The sequence below is a fragment of the Candidatus Vesicomyosocius sp. SY067_SCS001 genome (assembly GCF_014706615.1).
Taxonomy (GTDB): Bacteria; Pseudomonadota; Gammaproteobacteria; order PS1; family Pseudothioglobaceae; genus Ruthia.
Window position 1 is genome coordinate 659,544 of sequence record NZ_CP054877.1, and the last position, 20,442, is coordinate 679,985.

Genomic DNA, 20,442 nt, shown 5'->3' on the forward strand with positions numbered 1-20,442 from the left:
TTTTGAGCTAATTTGTATAATGGTCTATGTTTATCTTCTACCAAATGTATTATTTAATCACTCATATATAATGATAACCCATGAAAAAAGAAAAACATTTTTACAATGGCTACTAGTTATTATTGCTGTTTTTAGTTTTCGTGTTTATCAGCAACGTAACTTAAGTAGTGGTGTCATACCCAGTTTTAATAGCAAGACTCTAAGCAATGTAGTTGTCTCATCACGCTCAAATAAGACAACTTTGATACATTTTTGGGCAACTTGGTGTAGAATCTGTCAACTTGAAAATGATAATATACAAACCATAAGCAATGATTATAGAGTGCTTAATATTGCCATGCAATCTGGTTCTGATACCGATTTAAAAGCATATGCAAAAGAGCATGACATGAATATAAATAATATTATTAATGATAAATCTAGCTCTTTAGCAAAACTACTTGGCATTAAAGCCACGCCAACCAGTCTTTTCATCTCAAAGGATAATCAAATTAAATTTAGCGAAGTTGGTTATGTGAGTATGTTAGGTTATCGCTTAAGATTATGGTGGACAAGTTTATGAACATACAAAATTGGCACCCAAGTATTAAAACATTACTGAAAACACAATCAATAATAAATTTAAAACTTTTCTTGATACGACAAAGACAAGCTAAAAAAGTTATCCTACCTAATTCTAACAACTGGTTCAAAGCGTTTGAACTAACTGCGTTTGATAAAGTTAAAGTTGTCATTCTTGGACAAGACCCTTATCACGGGGTAGGACAGGCGCATGGTTTGAGTTTTTCAGTAGTTCATGGCGTAAAAAAGCCACCATCGCTTAATAATATCTTTAAAGAAATACATAATGATTTAAATATTAACCCTAAACAAAATAGCAATCTAACTCGTTGGGCAATACAAGGTGTTTTACTGCTTAATAGTGTTTTAACTGTTGAAGTAAATCAAGCGGCTTCTCATTCCAATCAAGGTTGGGAAATATTTACTGATAGTGTTATTGAAACCCTAAGTAAAGAACAGCAACATTTAGTGTTTATGCTTTGGGGCGCCCATGCAAAAAGAAAATCTCTATTGATTGATAAAAATAAGCATTTAATTCTCACTAGCACACATCCTTCTCCTTTGTCAGCATATCGTGGTTTTTTAGGTTGTCGACATTTCTCAAAGACCAATAATTATCTTAAAATACATAAACAACAAGTGATCAACTGGCAATAATGAAATTAGTCATTGACGATGCTTGCTATGCTCATAAAGAAATATTTAGCCATTTTGGTAATATCTCTACCATCGCTGGTAGAGATATTACCTCCAACTCAGTTAAGAATGCAGATATATTAATTGTACGTTCGCGTACTAAAGTTAATCATGTATTATTAGAGGGCAGCCAAGTTAAATTTGTTGGCTCAGCAGTTACTGGGCTAGATCACATTGATCAAAACTATTTAAAAGCTAAAGGTATTAAATTTTTCTCAGCCCAAGGCTGTAATTCAATGGCAGTAGCAGAATTTGTAATAAGTGCTATTGTTAATTTAGCAGATGAATTGGATTTTGACTATCAAAAGAAAACATTAGGGATTATTGGAATAGGAAATGTAGGCGCAAGACTAGCAAAAAAAGCTAAATTAATGGGTATTAAAACCTTGCTTAACGATCCACCACGACAAATGTATGAACACTTGCCAAACTTTGTGGATTTAAAAACAACATTAAGCGCTGATATTGTCACCTTTCATACACCGTTAACTGTTAATGGTAGACACCCATCCTATCAACTTCTAAATGAGAACAATTTTCATTATATCTTGGATAAAACTATTCTTTTTAACGTAGCACGTGGTGGTATAATAAAAGAGTCAATATGGCAAGAATATAAAACACTTGCTAATATTATTGACTGCTGGGAAGATGAGCCACACATCAACCTAAAATTACAAAATACTGCTTATCTAGCTACTCCACACATCGCTGGACACTCAATTGATGCGAAATTTATAGGAAGTTTTATGGTATATGAAGCACTGTGTGATTTTTTAGGTAAAAAACAAGATAACAATATCAAAAATTTAATTAATCTTGATAAGTTATTCATCAATAAAAATAACTTAAAAAATACATTAAATAAAATTTACGATTTTAGACAAGATGCAAAAGCTATTCAAGATATTAATAATTTTGAAAACTATCGCAGAAATTACCCTACTCGTTATGAATGGCATCATTTTAAAAGTAAAATTACCTTGCCAATTGCTTAACCTTTAAAATATTTGTCTAATTCAACTTTATTTATCTTTAAATCAAAATTTTCCTGCAGTTTTTTATATAACATCAACACAAATCACAAAAAGCTTTAAATATTTTGATATGACATAAATACAATATTACTACCAATAATAAAAATAGTTTGTGTTTGATAAATATCATCAAATAACATATAACGCAAAGTATTCCTTTATTGACAGGAAAATTTTTATCTCCTATCAATTTTAAGATAAATTCAATACCAAACCAAATTCCACCATAAGGATAGGTTGTTTTAAAACTTATCATTCTTTCATTTTACTTAATTAATAAAATTAACAATAGAATAAGATTTAATACAAGCAACAATACACTTAATAGTCGATATTTTATTGGTCTTGATTTTGACCGCTTGTTCTTTTTAGGTAGTAAAAATATTGAATTTGGATGTTCCAAGTCATATAAAAAATCTGACAAAACTTCATACCTTTTCATATAATCCAGATAACACGCCTTACGTATAGCACCATCAATCCATATAGGTAAATTCGTATTGTATACTAACACTGATTCATAAGTTAATTTAGATAATATTTTAACATTTAAATGTTTATCTAATTTATTCTGATAAGGTAAATGAGATGAAAACATCTCATATACAATCACACCTAAACTAAATTGATCAGAAGCTTGTGAAACAATTTCATTTAAAATTACTTCTGGCGCAATATAACCCTGTGTACCTTGATTACCTATAAAATTAATAGGGTTAACTAATTCTGACACCCCAGCAATTCTAACTGAACCAAAATCAATGATTTTTATTTGACCAAATTCGTCAATCATGATATTTTCTGGTTTTAAATCACAGTGCAACATTTCTTGACGATGAAATGCTCTAATACCTTGAATAATTTGTTTTACAAAACTAACAACTACTTCGATATTAGGCTGTTTATTTTCATTCATCCACGATCGTAAAGTTTGCCCCTTAACATATACCATGGCATAAGCTAGAAAGTTAGCTTTTTTATAACTATTATAAATTTTAACGACATTGGGACTTTTAACGCGTTGCCCTACCCACTTTTCATACATAAAATGTTGCAAATATTCTGGATCATCTTCAAAATTAACAGAAGGGGTTTTAAGAGCAACTAACTGTTTAGTCGTAATATCTTTGGCCAGGTATAGTTGCATTTTTGCACTTGAAATAATTAAAGATTCTATCTCGAAACCATTAATTTTCATTCCTTTAGTTAATTCAGGTGGTACAGGTTTTTGAGTTAATTCATCAAATGCTTCACCTAGATTTTTATCTGGTAATTGCTCAATCATTATTATCATAGCTGAGATATTATCCTGGGAGTTTTTCTTAATTGCTTGTTCAACAATTTTATGAGCAGACGAGTCTTTATCCATTAGAGATGCCAAAGATGCATGTTGCAAATAATCATGTACTCCATCAGTTGTCATTAAAAACTGATCCCCCAGTTCAAGATCAAAAATTTGATAGTCAACATTAATACTTAAATCAAAACCCATTGCCCTTGATAGATAAGTTTTTTCCTTATTAAGGCTTAAAATATGATCTTTAGTCAATTGTCTTAATACTTTGTTTCTATAACGATAAACTCGTGAATCCCCCACATGAAAAACATGTATAGCGTTAGATTTAATAATCACTACACTAAGTGTGCATAGCATTGATGAAACTTCACCAAAACGCATTGATTGAGAATACAGCCAATTATTAAGTGCTGAAATAACTGTACTAGCTGAATGCTCAATACTCCAAGATTCAGGAGTTGAATAATAATCACTTAAAAAACCTTTAACACAACAGCCACTTGCTTCTTTAGCTCGTTCACAAGCACTCACACCATCAGCAATAACACCTACAATCCCTTTGAATTGTAAGGTTTGAAGATTGGGTACATAACAGGCACAAGCATCTTGATTTTCCATCTTTACACCTGCAATAGAATGTGAGCTAACAATAACCTTTAATTGTTTCATGGTTAATTTAGTTTGATTATCTCAACCGTACCATCATCTAAAATTTCAGTCATATGTTCTCTTGGTTCTTCTAAAAAAATAACAATCAATACTAATACTACAGCACTAGTCATGCTAATCAATATAAAAAACTCATCATAATCTACCAAAGAATTTGCAGTTAAAAACAAGACTGCACCTACATTTCCAAATGCACCTACCATGCCTGCAATTTGACCTGTTAGTCTTCTCTGAATTAAAGGCACCATAGAAAATACTGCTCCTGATCCTGCTTTAGAAAAAATACCACCAACAATTGTCAATGCCACTACTAAATACATAGACCAGCTTTTATCCACATTACCTAATACTAAAAAACTTAAAGTAATACCAGAAAAAAGTACAACTAACGTTAACTTTCTACCATATTTATCGCTCAAATAACCACCACCTGGTCTGGCAAATAAATTAATAAATGGATATACACCTGCTAATAATGCTGCTGTAATTTTAGGCAGCTCAAACCAATCGACATAAAACATAGCTAGAATTGAAACTACAGACAACTCAGTTCCAAAAGTAACCAAATAAGCCCAATCCAAAATCGCCACCTGTTTAAATTTATATTGATGTTGCTTGGGCGTCAAATGTTTTAAATATTGTGCATTAACAGCCCAGCTTTTAAATATTTGAAAAACAAATACTAATACTAATACTATATATATACCAAATTCCACACCTGATGAGATCATACCCATTCTTTCAGGAGATAACTTCCAAGTAAGTAGTAACAAAGCAAGATACAAAGGTATGTTCATTAGAACATACAACACCAAATCTGAATAACTACTTACTTCTATTGCGCCTATTTTTTTAGGCTTAAAATAAGTTGAACCCTTAGGGGTATTGGTTACATTAAAATAATAAAAAATACCATAACTTATTGCTAACATACTAGCGATAGTAATAGCATATCGCCAGCCATTAACCTCACCAAAACTGCTTGCGATAAAGGGTAATGATATGGCCGCACCTGCTGAACCAAAATTACCCCAGCCACCATAAATACCTTGTGCAGTACCTGTTTGCTTAGCCGGGAACCACTCAGAAATCATACGAATACCAACTACAAATCCAGCTCCAATAAAACCTGATAAAAATCTAACAAGCGCAAGTTGTTCATAAGAGTGCATCCAACTAAATGCAATTGAAACCAACCCACCTAAAACTAAAATAGAGGAGAACATAATCTTAGGACCCAGTTTATCAACTAGCATACCAACTACAATTCTTGCTGGGATCGTCATAGCCACATTAAGAATTAATAGTACTTTTGCTTGCTGTTCGCTCAATAATAATGCTTGTTGAATAAATGGCATCATCGGTCCCAAGCTAAGCCATACAACAAATGTCATAAAAAAAGCAAACCAAGTTAAATGCAAAATATAGTATTTACCTTTAAATGAAAATAAGTTTAATTTATCTTCCATAATTATGCCTAACCTCTATGAGTTGTTATTCCCCATGGATTTTTAATAGTTTTAGGTAGTAAATTTGCATAATATTTAATCATTGAAGACGTATCTAGTTTAGATTGAATATAATCTAAGCCTACACGCTCTTCAAAATGCATTACTCTTTCAAGATAGTTAGCTTCAATACGATATAATTGCACAAAAGCTTTGAGATACTCAATAACTTCTTCTTCAGTTTCAAAAAATCTGTCTCTTAAACAAGTCTTAGTACGAATACCACAAGCACCTGCTACATGGATTTCATAACCTTTTTCAGTACAAATAACTCCAAAATCTTTAATCGTAACTTCTGCACAATTACGTGGACAACCACTCACGCCCATTTTAAATTTATGTGGCATAAAGTGTGACCAAACTGCATCTTCCATTTTAATTGCAAGACCCATAGAATCTTGCGTACCCATCATACAATGATCTTTACCAACACAGGATTTACATGTTCTAGTGGCTTTAGCATAAGCGTAACCAGCCTCCATACCTGCTCCAGTAACTTCATTCCAAATATCGTTTAAATTTTCCTTGGGGATACCTAATAAATCGATACGTTGTCCTCCAGTTACTTTAACCGTTGGAACCTCATATTTAATAGCAATCTCAGCTAATGCTTTAAGTTCTTTAGGTGTTGTCAGTCCACCTTGCATTTGTGGTACAACAGAGTAGGTGCCATCTCTTTGTTTATTAGCATGCATTTTCTCATTGTGAGGTCGTTCATCATCATTATGAACATATGTTTCATTAAACTGTGAAGATAAATAATAATTAATAGCAGCACCACAAATCTCACAAGTGTTATCAAAATCAAGTGCGTCTCTAACATTATCAACACTAACAACTTTGTTTAAAATTCTAATATATTGACGTACCTCTTCTGTTGAGTGTTTTGTACAATCACACAAAGTATTTTTACTTAATATTTTAGTACCAGAAACAGAGCTAAATACTTGTTTAGCAACTGAAGTACAACCCCCACAACCTGTTGAACAGCCAGTTTCCCCCTGTAATGCCTCAAAAGTATTACAACCACCTGCCACTGCACTTACAATATCACCTTTATCAACACCCATACAACCACATACTTGCTCATCATTAGCCATCTTTTCAACACCCTTAGTTCCTTCATTAGTATTGCCAAATAATAAAGTTTTGCGGATACCACTAATATCTGTTTCTTTTTTAATTAAGTTAAAATAAAATAATCCATCTGTTGAATCACCAAATAAAACTGCACCAACTAATTTATTATCTCTAATAGATAATCTTTTACGAGTGTTAAATGCATTGTCTTTAGAACACATAATCTCATCTTTAGGATTGTCAAACTCTCCTGCTGAAAAGACATCAACACCTGATATTTTTAGCTTAGTAGAAATATTTGAACCTGTGTATATATGATGAGATACCTCACATATCTGTTCAGCACACACACGCGCCTGTTCAAATAATGGTGCTACTAAACCATACGATATACCTCGGTGTTTAATACATTCACCCACTGAGTAAATAGCAGGATCTGAAGTCATCATTGTATCACCTACAATAATTCCTCGATCTATTTGTAGCCCTGCAGCTTTAGCTAAAGAATCTTCAGGAATAATACCTACTGACATAATAACCATATCAGCATCCATTACTAACCCACCCTTAAATTCCAAAGCTTTCACTTTATTGAATCCAATAATTTTATTGATAATCATACCTAGCTTGAATTTAATATTCTTCTGTTCTAATACTTTTTGCAATAAGTCACCAGATGAAGCGTCTAGTTGCATATTCATAATAGAATCCATATTACCAATAACAGTTACATCAAATCCTAACTCATTAAGTCCGTTAGCAGCTTCAAGTCCTAATAATCCTGTTCCAATTACTACTACTTTTTTAACCTGATTAACCTTTGATTGCATATATTCAACATCATAAATATCTCTAAACGATACCACGCCATCTAGCATTTTACCTGGCAATGGTAAAATAACAGGCCTTGAACCAGTACAAATAACTAATCTATCATATTTTATTGAATAGGACTCTTTTTCATTGGTTAATAAAATATTTTTATTAAATCTATCAATAGATGACACCAAGCAACCCGGCTTAAAAATAATATTATTTTGAGAAAAATAAGATTCGTTATGCGTTTTTATATCTTCAAACTTTTTCTCTCCTGCCAAAACAAGTGAGAGCATAATTCTATTATATGGCAATACCTTTTCCTCTCCAATAATGATAATTTGATACATCATTGGATTAATATTTAACACCTCGTCAACCACCTTCATGGCACTCATCCCTGATCCAACTATGACTAAATTTTTCATTATATTTTCCTATCTTGTTTTAATATTTTATGCTTTTATATGAAGCAAAAAGCCAGTTACTACATTTGTATGCTATGCATACACATAAAATACAATAACTGGCTTCAATACCAAATTATCAACCCTATCTTAGAACTGACGAAAAAAAACGTTTACTTAATAGTTTTTTGAAAAAACTATTAAGTAAACGTCTACGTTCATAGTTTCCCTTCATTAGGAAACTAAACAATAATTATATCAATAAATTAAGTTATAATAACTTAATTTATTGATATAATTATTGTTTATTCAAAAACACTTTTATGGATAAAATAATTATCCAACAACAAGATTTTGACTTATCAACAGAAGTGGCATTAATAAAAAATACGCACTCTAATATTGGTGCAATAGTTAGTTTTGTTGGTTTTGTACGTGAGTTAAAAAACAATCAAATTCAAAAAATGACGTTAGAATACTATCCTGGGATGACTGAAAAAACCCTAAAATTTATTGTTAATAAAGCCAATAAACTTTGGCATATAAGCAATACAACTATTATTCATCGTGTGGGTGATTTAAATATTAAAGATCAAATTGTATTGGTTATTACAAGTAGCAAACACCGTAAATCTGCCTTTGAATCTTGTGAATTTATTATGGACTTTCTAAAAACCCAGGCGCCTTTTTGGAAAAAAGAACATACTAAAAATAAAAGTACATGGGTTGAAGCTAAAAGTAGTGATAAAAATCAAAAAAAACGTTGGGAATAATTTTACTGCTTAATTTTCAAATCTTGAGGTGAATTTAAGTTCGTAAACATATTTACTTGATCTGAAAAATTGACTTTTTGTGCATGATTATTCTCAAACCACACACTCATCTTACGGTTACCTTGTTCTAAAAATTTACTCAAATTATCTTTTAAATTGACACTAACTAATGAAAAAGTAGGATGCATTTTTTGCCCTTGCATTGCTACACAAATATTAACACCAGGTTGCTTCATATTTTTTAATAATCTAGCTACAAGACTTTGATTAATAAAGGGTCCATCACATGGTACAATCAACAAATATTTTGTCTTAACCTTATTCAGAGCAGATAAAATACCAGCAAGTGGCCCCTGAAACCCAGGGAAACTATCGGTAACAACCTCACCAAATCTTTGATACTCACTAATATTTCTATTAGCACTTATTAATATACTACACACATCTTGATGAACAATATCAACCACATAACTAATCAAAGGTTTACCGTTAAATAAAATTAAACCCTTATCCTTATGATCCATACGTATGGATTGACCCCCTGCAAGTATAACAACAGTTATATCACTTTTAACAATGTTTTTCATATGAGTTGTATTAGTGTCAAATGTATAAGCTATATGATACAATCAAAAAATTAACTTTAATTATGAACTATAAAATTTATGATAGATAACCAACAACAAATTAATTATGAAAATAATCAAACACCAGAATTTTTACCTTCTATTAATAATGCTTTAGAAAAATTAATAAGCTTTGCCAAAGTTATTGATAGTACTCAACTAATAGAACTCGATGACGCATTAAATAGAATTCTAGCTGTTGATATACACGCCAATATTTCTGTCCCTAGTTTTGATAATTCTGCTATGGACGGTTACGCTATTAATCTTAAAGAAAGTCAAATAAACACACCTGGTAAGTTTGTATTTGAAATTACCGATTGTATTTCTGCAGGTAATACAGGAAGTGTACTAAAAACAGGCTGTGCAGCACGTATATTTACAGGTGCACCTATACCAAATGGCGCTAATACAGTACTCGTGCAAGAGGAGTGTAAGGTAATTAAAAACAAATTAAAAATTAAAGTTGATCGACCTATTCTACTTAATGAAAATATTAGACCTATAGGTAATGACATTCAGTCAGGTCATGTTATTCTATCCAAAGGAAAACAACTACAACCACAAGATATTGCACTAATTTCCTCCATAGGAATAGGAAATTTTGAAGTATTTAATAAAATTAAAGTCGGTGTTTTTTTTACAGGTGATGAGTTAATCAAGCCTGGAAATACATTACAACAAGGACAAATTTTTAACTCTAATCGTTATTTATTAGTAGCACTATTAAACAAGCTTAGTTGTAACATTATCAACTTAGGCAATATTAAAGATACTCTTAATGCCACTTGTGATGCATTAGAAACATTAAAATCTGATTGTGATTTAATTATAACTACAGGTGGAGTGTCTATTGGAGATAAAGATTATATTAAACCTGCTATAGAAAAACTAGGACAATTAAAACTTTGGCGTATTAAGATAAAACCAGGAAAACCAATTGCTTTTGGCAATATAGGACATTGCACTTTTATTGGACTACCAGGCAATCCAGTCTCCGCCATGGTAACTTTTTTACTCTTTGCTCGGCCTTTTATTAAAAAAATTCAAGGTGCAAATCACTATTTAAACACCGCTTTGAAAACTAAAACAAACTTTGATTGGCATAAACCTAAACCAAGATGTGAATTTATACGTGTATGCCTTGACCGTACAACATTTCCTGCCAAAGCAAATATATATACAAAACAAGGATCCAACATACTTAGTTCCATGGTATGGGCAGATGGACTAATGGAAATTCCAGAAAAAACTACTTTTAAAAAAGGGAAGATATTAAATTTTTATCCACTTAATGAGATGTTGTCATGAATAACAAACAACACATAGTAATCCAAACAGATAAATTATCTCATATAAACAATAAAGGAGAAAGCAATATGGTGGATATTTCCAACAAAAATACCACCAAACGTATTGCTAAAGCAACTGCAAAAGTAATAATGAAATTAAAAACCTTGCAAAAAATAAAAGATAATGATTTTAAAAAAGGTGATGTATTATCAGTTGCAAGAATTGCTGGTATCATGGCAGCAAAACAAACCCATCATCTTATTCCAATGTGTCATAGTCTTAATCTTTCAAAAATTAATATTGATTTTAGGTTTGTTAAAAATGGTATACAAATTATTACATTAGCTAAACTAAACGCTAAAACTGGCGTAGAAATGGAAGCACTTACCGCAGCAAGTATAGCAGCACTAACTATTTATGATATGTGTAAATCAGTTGATCGTTTTATCAAAATTCAAGATATTCAATTATTAGAAAAACAAGGTGGAAAATCTGGTTATTGGAAACTTGAATATGTTTAAATTAATTGACAAATTTGGTAGAAAAATTAACTACCTAAGACTTTCAGTAACTGAGCACTGTAACTACCGATGTTTCTATTGTCGTGATAATAAATATACACCATACTGTAAACGTGAAGATATTCTAAGTTATAGAGATATTGAAAGAATCGTTCAACTTTTTGCACAATTGGGAATTACTAAAGTTAGATTAACAGGTGGTGAGCCTCTACTACGAAAAGACCTCTATAAAATAGCTAGAATTATCAGCCATATTGATGGTATTAATGATGTACCTTTATCAACTAATGCACATCTTTTAAAAAAGTTCGCTAAAAAGCTTTACCAAAATGGCATTAATAGAGTGAATATTTCTATTGATTCACTCATTCCTAAAAAGTTCGAAGAAATCACTCGTGGCGGGGATTTAATAGAAGTTATTAAAGGTATTGATACAGCAATACAAGTAAATATGAGACCAATCAAAATTAATATGGTAACCATGCGTGGAGTTAATGATAATGAAATAGAATCAATGATTGATTTTGCCATTAATAAGGGGATTGATATTCGCTTTATTGAAACCATGCCAATTGGATTAACAGGTATAAAAATACTTACTAACCACATTAGTGAAAAAAACATTCTTACTAAAATAAATAATCACCTAAACAATAAGTTAGTTCCAATTGCATCTAGTGATATCGATGGCCCTGCCCATAATTTTAAAATTATGGGAACGAACTCTACAATAGGGACAATTAGCGCCATGTCAAACCATTTTTGCCAAACTTGCAATCGTGTTAGACTTACTGCTAAGGGGGATTTAATCCTATGCTTAGGACAAAAAGATTCAATTTCTTTAAGAGATACACTACACTCAAACTTAACAGATGATCAAATTAAAAACATAATTATAAATGCAATTAATAAAAAACCTGAAAAACATGAGTTCAATTCTATTGTTGACAATATTAGCAACCGACAAATGGTAGAAATTGGCGGATAAAATAATACTTAAAAATTTATGAAAATTTTATATTTTGCCTCACTTAAAGAATCACTAAATCTATCTAGTGATAAGATTATTCTTGCTGATAACACTACAATAACACAACTAAGAACACAACTCATTAACAAATATGGAAAACATAACTTTCCAAGTAACACCATTTGTGCGGTTAATCAAGAAATTGCCAATGATGCAGTTATTATTAACAAAACAGATGAAGTAGCTTTTTATCCCCCAGTTACTGGTGGATAAAATAATATCTTTAATTTCTTACAGATTAACCTGACTAAAAATAATCTTCAAACAGGTTTTTATTTCTAAAACAGCCTACTTTAATAGCAAATAATATGAAATAATTAAAAATAGACATAACAACAAAGACATAATTTAATGGATATAATACTTTATTATCAATATACCCTTACATTGTAAAAACATACATAGTAGCGAATATAAAGCGAAAAAGTATAGCGTATTAATAACCAACTAAAGATAATTATATGTACTAATGTAGTTACACAGATAAAAAGCTACAGTTTGTAACTAGCTCAACAACTAATATAGATAAAAAAATACAGCTATAGCAATTACTATAAATTATCTGATAACCGATATTAATAATTCTTTATTACTTCAACTTTGTTAGTAGTTCAAATAATCACAATATAATTAAATTCAACATTAAAGCCTTTATTCAGCACTTCAACCACTTGAAAATTTCACAAGTTTATTTTACATATCCATAAGAAAATAAGTTAAATAATTCAGCTTTAGAAAAGTTTCTATTTAAACTAAAATAAATCGATATTTATTTTAGTTGTATGAAGGAATATCAGGAACAACGCTATGTGTATTATAATCACTCTTAATAGAATTAAATATATTCCAAATAACCATACATTAGTATTATATTTTCTAACTTAATCAACTCTAAGCTATTTCTTTATGATTAATGTTAATATATTATATTTTGATATTAATAACACTAGGATCTTTGAAGTCAAACCCTTGTATATTTGCATCTATAGCAAGCATCTTAATGTATTCATTAATACCAGAAACTGTTGATTGATTTTGTAAATATTCTTTGATATACACCTTTACCATTTCAAATGGTAGTGTTTCACCTCTTTCTTTATCTAAAAATTTAATTTTATTATTATCATAATAACGCTTACAGAATTCTACATTTGCTGTAGGAATAACTATATTATCACTTAACAGTTGATTAATTTTCTCCTCCTCATTAGGAGTATTTTTTTTAATACCAACTGCCTGCAATAATAATTGTTGAACAACTAAGGCTTGTGCTGCTTTAAAAATAACTTCTTTTACATTTATAGCATCTGTTTGATATTGCATTTCTTGAAATACATCATCATCACTAATTCGCACGTGGTTGACTTTAATAGACATAATTACCTATCTTCTTCTTACTATTTGATAATTTGTACGAGTTAAATATTGTATAGGCACACTCCAAATATGCACTAATCGAGTAAATGGGAAAATAGCAAAAAGAGTCATACCTAAAACTAAATGTAACTTAAATACCCAAGCCTCAGAAACAATAAAATCAGCAGCCCCCATTCTAAAAGAAGTGATATATTGTGCCCAATTTGCTAAAGCAATCATTGAACTACCATCTAAATGTTGTGCTGAATAAGGAACAGTTAACAAGCCTAGTAATAATTGTGTAAATAAATAGATCAAAATAAAGGTATCACTAAACTTACTGGTTTTTCTAATACGTTTATCAAACAAGCGTCTATTTAATAAAATTAACATACCAACTAAGCACATTGTGCCAAAAACACTACCAGCGATCATTGCTATTATCTGCTTAGTACCAGCACTCATAAATGGATGATACACCCATTCTGGGGTTAATAAACCAACAAAATGACCAAAGAATAATAAGATTATTCCAATATGGAATAAATTACTGCCCCATAACATTCCTTTTTTTCGTAATAATTGTGACGAATCTGCTTTCCAAGTATATTGATCTCTGTCATAACGTAGTGCACTGCCTACAATAAACATAGTCATAGCAACATAAGGATAGTAACCAAAAAAAAACTGATCTAAAAAAGTATTCATAATATACCTCCGTGTTTAATTTATTGTTACATTAGTTTCACAAGCACTACACTCTGACGAATCACCACTAAACGCTTCTTGTTCTTGCCATAACTCATCTAATTCATCCAATGTTTCTGGCTCTTTTGGGCTATTTTCTATCGCCTCTGCTACTTTAAATTGATTTGCTTTAATGTTAGATAATTCTTCTAATGCAGAAAAGATAATTTGATAAGGAGATTTATTCTTTTTAAGATGACCACCGATCAAAGCAATAATATCAACCGTATCCCCTAATGAGGTTATCGCCTCTTGAACATCACATAAAGACAAATACTCTAAAAATAATGGCAAATAATCAGGCAATTCTTTCTTGTCAATAAATAAATTCTTCTTTGCATACATATCAATCAAGTCAACCATAGCCTGACCACGATCACGTGATTCACCATGAATATGCTCAAATAAATTTAAACAATGAATACGACTTCTATCAAAAGTTACCACAAAACGCTCTTGCAACTCTAAAAGATCTTTATTTTTATAATCCTCTATAAAAGACAATAATTCTTTAATCTTCTTTTTAGATAACAAAGATTCTTGCTTTAAAACCTCAGCAAGCTCATCAATATTTTTATAAACATTAATATTCGGATAAGACAATAAAACAGCTAAAACTTTAAGTGTTTTCATGGAATGTTTCCATTCATTGTATTAGAATGTGTTTTACCCCCAAATAAAGTAGCTGTTGTAGAACCTTCAGAACAACCATTGCCAAAGCTAAATCCACAAGAAGATCTAGTATCAAAAGCAATTTCATTATCAAAAGGCATCTCTCCTGCATATTCTTTATGGTTAGTAGGAATTACAAATCTATCTTCATAAGCAGCCAGTGCCATAGTTCTATACATATCATCAACCATATCTTCTGTCAAATCTACCTCATCCAATACCTCAGTTAAAATAACGTTATCAACACGCTTTGCGCGCATAAAGTTACGCATAGCAATCATTCTCTTTAAAGCAAATATAATAGGCTTATCATCACCTGCTGTAAGCATATTTGCCAAATAACGAATTGGGATACGCAACTCTTCAACATTTGGAATAGGGCCTCGATTGTTAATTACACCCTTTTCAATTGCGTTCTGAATTGGAGATAATGGTGGTATATACCAAACCATAGGTAATGTTCTATATTCAGGATGTAACGGAAAAGCCACTTTCCAGTCAATTGCCATTTTATAAACAGGAGAGTTTTGAGCAGCCTCCATCCAACTGTCAGGTATACCGTCTTTTTTAGCTTCTGCTTGAATGAATTCATCGTTTGGATCTAAGAACATCTTTAACTGAGCTTCATATAAATCTTTTTCATCGCTCATGTTAGCCATTTCTTCAATTTTATCCGCATCATAAAGAATAACTCCTAATGAACGAATTCTACCAACACAGGTTTCAGAACAAACTGTTGGCTCTCCAGATTCTATTCTTGGGTAACAAAATGTACATTTTTCTGACTTACCAGACTGCCAATTGTAATAAATCTTTTTGTAAGGACAAGCGCTAACACACATTCTCCAACCACGACATTTATCTTGGTCAATTAGGACAATACCATCTTCTTCACGTTTATAAATAGCGCCAGATGGACATGCAGCCACGCAAGATGGATTAAGACAATGTTCACACAAGCGTGGTAAATACATCATAAATGTATTTTCAAATTGACCATAAATCTCTTTTTCTATAGTTTTAAAATTATAATCTTTTGAACGTTTTTTAAACTCACCACCTAAAATTTCCTCCCAGTTAGGACCCCATTCTGGTTTTTCCATAACTTCACCAGTAATCATAGAGTGTGGCCTTGCCACAGGTGGTGTAATCATTTCAGGTGCATTTTGCAAATGAGCATAATTAAACGTAAACGGCTCGTAGTAATCATCAATTTCAGGTAAATCAGGATTAGCAAATATTTTTGCTAATAATCTAAATTTACCCCCAATTTTAGGTTGTAATTTACCATTTTTAGAAACCCATCCACCATTCCATTTATCTTGATTTTCCCAATCTACAGGGTAACCAATACCAGGTTTTGTTTCTACATTATTAAACCAAGCATACTCAACACCTTGACGTGAAGTCCATACATTTTTACAAGTAACTGAGCACGTATGACAACCAATACACTTGTCCAAATTTAAAACCATTCCTATTTGTGCTCTTATTCTCATGAGTTATATTCTTTTTGCTGGTTCATCTTTCCAATCTACCTTATTCATTTTACGCACAACTACAAATTCATCACGATTAGAACCTACTGTACCATAATAGTTAAATCCATAAGATAATTGTGCATAACCACCAATCATATGGGTGGGTTTAGTAATCGTTCTAGTAACAGAATTATGAATACCCCCCCTAAATCCTGATTTTTCTGCTATAGGCGTAGTAGTAATTTTTTCTTGAGCATGATACATAAGCGCCATACCTTCTGGCACTCTTTGTGATACAACCGCTCTAGCAGCAATCGTACCATTAGAATTATACAACTCAATCCAATCATTATCTTCAACATTAATTTTTTGAGCATCGACTTCACTTATCCATACTACTGGACCACCACGATTAAGTGTGAGCATTAATAAGTTATCAGAATAAGTTGAATGAATACCCCATTTCTGATGTGGTGTAATCCAGTTTAATACAACTTGAGAACGTCCATCGTTCTTTTCATTGATAATAGGTTCAACTGTTCTAGTATTAATAGGCGGCTTATAAGTGCATAAATTCTCACCAAAATCTATCATCCATTTATGGTCTTGGTAAAACTGCTGTCTACCCGTTAATGTCCTCCAAGGAATATATTCGTGCACATTAATATAACCTGCATTATAACTAACATGTTCATCTTCAAGACCAGACCAAATAGGTGATGAAATAATTTTTCTAGGTTGTGCTTGAATATCTCTATAACGAATCTGCTCATCTTCTTTTGATTTCGCTAGATGCGTATGATCTTTACCTGTTATTTTACCTAATGATTTCCAAGCTTTAACAGCAACTTTACCATTAGTTTCAGGAGCTAAAGATAAAATTACTTCGGTTGCATCAATATCAGTTTCTATTTTAGGAAGACCTTTAGACACTCCTTCTTCTTTAACAATTTTATTTAAATCACCTAAAGAAGTAACTTCATCTTCAGTATTCCATTCAATACCTTTACCACCATTACCCATCTTAGACATTAGTGGTCCTAATGAGGTAAACTTTTTGTAAGTATCTGGATAATTCCTTTCAACTTCAATAAAATTTGGCATTGTTTTACCAGGAATAGCCTCACACTCACCATCAAACCAAGCTTTAACATCAGTTGCCTGAGCCATTTCTTCCGACGTATCATGCAAAATAGGTACAGCAACAATATCCTTTTCTTTTCCTAAATGTCCAGGACAAAGTTCTGAGAATTTTTTAGCTAACCCTTTATAAATTTCCCAATCACTTCTTGATTCCCACGCAGGATCTACTGCTTTAGACAACGGATGAATAAATGGATGCATATCTGAAGTATTTAGATCGTTCTTTTCATACCATGTTGCTGATGGTAAAACAATATCTGAATACAAACAAGTAGTTGACATCCTAAAATCTAATGTTACAAGTAAATCAACCTTACCTTCTACGCCTTCACGCCACTTAACCTCAGATGGTTTTTTATCTGTCTCTTTGCCTAAAACTGCATTTTGTGCACCTAATAAATATTTTAATAAATACTCATGTCCTTTACCACTAGAACCTAGTATATTAGAACGCCATATAAACATATTATGAGGAAAATTTTTTGGATTATCAGGATCTTCACAAGAAAATTTTAAGTCCTTAGACTTAAGTTTCTGAACAATATAATCTTTAACATTTATGCCTGCTTCTTCTGCTTGCTTAGTAATTTCTAATGGATTATCTTCGAACTGTGGCGCCGAAGGTAACCAACCCATTTTTTCACTGCGAACATTGCAATCTATTATAGAATAGTTTTTCCATTCTGTCTTATCAGTTAGTGGAGATAAAATCTCATCAACCTCTAATTTTTCATATCTCCATTGACTAGAATGGTTATAAAAGAATGAAGTTCCGTTCATTTGGCGAGGTGGACGATGCCAATCTAGAGCGAATGCTAATGGTAACCATCCTGTTTGTGGACGTAGTTTTTCTTGACCTACATAATGAGACCAACCACCACCAGATTTACCAATACAGCCACACATCATTAACATATTAATAATACCACGATAGATCATATCCATATGGTACCAATGATTAATAGCAGCACCTAAAATAACCATCGACTTGCCTTGTGTTTTATCTGCATTTTCTGAAAATTCTCTAGCAATACGCACAGTTTGCTCTCTTGGAACTCCTGTTACTTTTTCATTCCAAGCTGGCGTATAAGGCACATCATCATCAAATGAAGCAGCAACATTGTCACCACCTAATCCTTGGTCAACACTATAATTTGCCATCATTAAATCAAACACTGTTGAAACTTTAACTTCATTACCATTAACCAAAGTTAACTGTCTAATTGGAACATTTCTCATTAAAATAGGATTATGAGCTGTATTTGTAAATATTTCTTGATCATGGGCTTTGTTATTAAAATATGGAAATCCAACGGATATAATCTCATCATTATTATCTTTTAAAGTAATTTTTGGATCAATATCCGCACCATTCATAGCATTTTTATTTTCAATATTCCACTTACCAGAACCATCCCAACGAAATCCTATCGTTCCTGTTGGAGTAACAATTTCATTAGTATTTTGATCAATCAGTAGTGGTTTCCATTCGGTGTTATCTTTTTCGCCTAAAGCGCCATGAATATCCGAAGCTCGAAGAGTTCTTCCAGGTACAAATACCTCTTTTTTTTCTTCCAATATTACCAAAAATGGCATATCTGTATATTGCTTGATATAATTAGTAAAATATTTACTTTTATTGGTTAAATGATACTCTTTTAGGATAACATGTCCCATTGTCATAGCAAGCGCTGCATCTGTACCTTGAGTTGGACTCATCCACTCATCAGAAAGCTTAGCAACTTCACTAAAATCAGGTGTTACTGCAATAGTTTTAGTACCATTGTACCGAGATTCCGTAAAAAAATGAGCATCTGGAGTACGAGTTTGAGGAATATTAGAGCCCCATGCTATAATATAAGATGAATTATACCAATCAGCACTTTCTGGCACATCAGTTTGCTCACCCCAGGTTTGAGGTGAGGATGGTGGCAAATCACAATACCAGTCATAAAAACTTAAAGAAGTACCGCCAATTAATGACAAATAACGAGAACCAGCTGCATAAGACACCATTGACATAGCTGGAATAGGTGAAAAACCGACAACTCTATCTGGTCCATAGGTTTGAGTTGTATAAATATTGGAGGCTACAATAATCTCATTCACTTCATCCCAATTAACACGAACCATCCCACCTAAACCACGAACTTGTTTGTATTCTTTTGTTTTAGCTTTATCATTCATAATTGACTTCCATGCATCAACAGGATCAATATTTTGCTTTTTAGCTTCACGCCAGATTCTTAATAATCTAGAACGAATTAGAGGATACTTAAGACGAGTGGCGCTATACAAATACCATGAATATGTTGCACCTCTTTGACAACCTCTAGGCTCATGATCTGGCAAGTCTGGACGAGTTCTAGGATAATTAGTTTGTTGTGTTTCCCAAGTTACTAAGCCATTTTTTACATAAATTTTCCAACTACATGATCCTGTACAATTAACACCATGAGTCGAACGAACAACTTTATCATGTCCCCAGCGATTACGATAAGCTTTTTCCCAACTTCTATTTTCATGTACTAATTTTCCATGACCATTAGAGAAATATTCAGGCTTTGACTGGGTAAAAAATGTTATTCTATCTAATAAATAACTCATTTTTACCTCCTATTATCATTACATTTTTATTCGATGATTTTAATAAGAACTTTAATGTAAAACAATCAATCCAATTACTAAATAAGTATACTTATTATTTATTTAATAAAAAGAAATAATTC

General features: G+C 31.8%; 17 protein-coding genes. 8 read left to right on the forward strand and 9 right to left on the reverse strand.

The window, feature by feature from the left end; translation table 11 throughout:
* Positions 1–70 precede the first annotated feature (70 nt).
* The 3 genes from HUW60_RS03190 to HUW60_RS03200 are packed head-to-tail and all read left to right on the forward strand — an operon-like array spanning position 71 to position 2,255.
* A complete protein-coding gene (locus HUW60_RS03190; protein WP_190600103.1) occupies positions 71–562 on the forward strand; it encodes a redoxin family protein in 492 nt (163 codons plus the stop codon).
* Positions 559–1,218 (forward strand): uracil-DNA glycosylase, encoded by a 660-nt coding sequence (gene ung, locus HUW60_RS03195; protein ID WP_238924440.1) that lies wholly within the window; start codon positions 559–561, stop codon positions 1,216–1,218. Before HUW60_RS03190 ends, ung begins: the two co-directional genes overlap by 4 nt.
* Complete coding sequence (locus HUW60_RS03200; protein WP_190600105.1) at positions 1,218–2,255, forward strand: 4-phosphoerythronate dehydrogenase; 1,038 nt, start codon at positions 1,218–1,220, stop codon at positions 2,253–2,255. Before ung ends, HUW60_RS03200 begins: the two co-directional genes overlap by 1 nt.
* A gap of 304 nt (positions 2,256–2,559) precedes the next feature.
* Here HUW60_RS03200 and HUW60_RS03205 read toward each other — a convergent pair whose 3' ends face one another.
* Genes HUW60_RS03205 through nirB form a run of 3 tightly spaced genes read right to left on the reverse strand, consistent with a single transcriptional unit; the run spans position 2,560 to position 8,092 of the window.
* Positions 2,560–4,260, reverse strand: a complete 1,701-nt coding sequence (locus tag HUW60_RS03205; protein WP_190600106.1) for a bifunctional protein-serine/threonine kinase/phosphatase — start codon at positions 4,258–4,260, stop codon at positions 2,560–2,562.
* Positions 4,261–4,262: 2 nt separating this feature from the next.
* Positions 4,263–5,729 (reverse strand): MFS transporter, encoded by a 1,467-nt coding sequence (locus tag HUW60_RS03210; RefSeq protein ID WP_190600107.1) that lies wholly within the window; start codon positions 5,727–5,729, stop codon positions 4,263–4,265.
* An 8-nt stretch (positions 5,730–5,737) separates the two neighbouring features.
* Positions 5,738–8,092 (reverse strand): nitrite reductase large subunit NirB, encoded by a 2,355-nt coding sequence (gene nirB / locus HUW60_RS03215; protein WP_190600108.1) that lies wholly within the window; start codon positions 8,090–8,092, stop codon positions 5,738–5,740.
* A gap of 302 nt (positions 8,093–8,394) precedes the next feature.
* Between nirB and HUW60_RS03220 the strand changes: the two genes are divergently transcribed.
* Positions 8,395–8,844 (forward strand): molybdenum cofactor biosynthesis protein MoaE, encoded by a 450-nt coding sequence (locus HUW60_RS03220; protein ID WP_190600109.1) that lies wholly within the window; start codon positions 8,395–8,397, stop codon positions 8,842–8,844.
* A 2-nt stretch (positions 8,845–8,846) separates the two neighbouring features.
* Here the strand turns inward: HUW60_RS03220 and mobA are convergent, their stop codons facing one another.
* Positions 8,847–9,431: a molybdenum cofactor guanylyltransferase MobA gene (gene mobA / locus HUW60_RS03225; protein WP_190600110.1), complete on the reverse strand. Its 585-nt coding sequence runs from the start codon at positions 9,429–9,431 to the stop codon at positions 8,847–8,849.
* Positions 9,432–9,509: 78 nt separating this feature from the next.
* Here mobA and HUW60_RS03230 point away from each other — a divergent pair, with 78 nt between their 5' ends.
* The 4 genes from HUW60_RS03230 to moaD are packed head-to-tail and all read left to right on the forward strand — an operon-like array spanning position 9,510 to position 12,527.
* On the forward strand, positions 9,510–10,781 hold the full coding sequence (locus HUW60_RS03230) for a molybdopterin molybdotransferase MoeA (protein WP_190600111.1): 1,272 nt from the start codon (positions 9,510–9,512) through the stop codon (positions 10,779–10,781).
* The gene (moaC, locus tag HUW60_RS03235) at positions 10,778–11,284 is read left to right on the forward strand and encodes a cyclic pyranopterin monophosphate synthase MoaC (protein WP_190600112.1); all 507 of its coding nucleotides are present in this window, start codon (positions 10,778–10,780) and stop codon (positions 11,282–11,284) included. Before HUW60_RS03230 ends, moaC begins: the two co-directional genes overlap by 4 nt.
* A complete protein-coding gene (gene moaA, locus HUW60_RS03240; protein WP_190600113.1) occupies positions 11,277–12,272 on the forward strand; it encodes a GTP 3',8-cyclase MoaA in 996 nt (331 codons plus the stop codon). Before moaC ends, moaA begins: the two co-directional genes overlap by 8 nt.
* An 18-nt stretch (positions 12,273–12,290) precedes the next feature.
* Positions 12,291–12,527, forward strand: coding sequence for a molybdopterin converting factor subunit 1 (moaD, locus tag HUW60_RS03245; protein WP_190600114.1), 237 nt, complete (start codon positions 12,291–12,293; stop codon positions 12,525–12,527).
* A gap of 711 nt (positions 12,528–13,238) precedes the next feature.
* Here moaD and HUW60_RS03250 read toward each other — a convergent pair.
* Genes HUW60_RS03250 through HUW60_RS03270 form a run of 5 tightly spaced genes read right to left on the reverse strand, consistent with a single transcriptional unit; the run spans position 13,239 to position 20,320 of the window.
* Positions 13,239–13,691 (reverse strand): hypothetical protein, encoded by a 453-nt coding sequence (locus HUW60_RS03250; protein WP_190600115.1) that lies wholly within the window; start codon positions 13,689–13,691, stop codon positions 13,239–13,241.
* Positions 13,692–13,697: 6 nt separating this feature from the next.
* Positions 13,698–14,378: a respiratory nitrate reductase subunit gamma gene (narI, locus tag HUW60_RS03255; RefSeq protein WP_190600116.1), complete on the reverse strand. Its 681-nt coding sequence runs from the start codon at positions 14,376–14,378 to the stop codon at positions 13,698–13,700.
* 15 nt (positions 14,379–14,393) lie between these two features.
* The gene (narJ, locus tag HUW60_RS03260; protein WP_190600117.1) at positions 14,394–15,050 is read right to left on the reverse strand and encodes a nitrate reductase molybdenum cofactor assembly chaperone; all 657 of its coding nucleotides are present in this window, start codon (positions 15,048–15,050) and stop codon (positions 14,394–14,396) included.
* Positions 15,047–16,588, reverse strand: a complete 1,542-nt coding sequence (gene narH, locus HUW60_RS03265; RefSeq protein WP_190600118.1) for a nitrate reductase subunit beta — start codon at positions 16,586–16,588, stop codon at positions 15,047–15,049. The genes narJ and narH overlap by 4 nt, the downstream gene beginning before the upstream one ends.
* A 3-nt stretch (positions 16,589–16,591) precedes the next feature.
* Positions 16,592–20,320, reverse strand: coding sequence for a nitrate reductase subunit alpha (locus HUW60_RS03270; RefSeq protein WP_190600119.1), 3,729 nt, complete (start codon positions 20,318–20,320; stop codon positions 16,592–16,594).
* Positions 20,321–20,442: the final 122 nt, after the last annotated feature.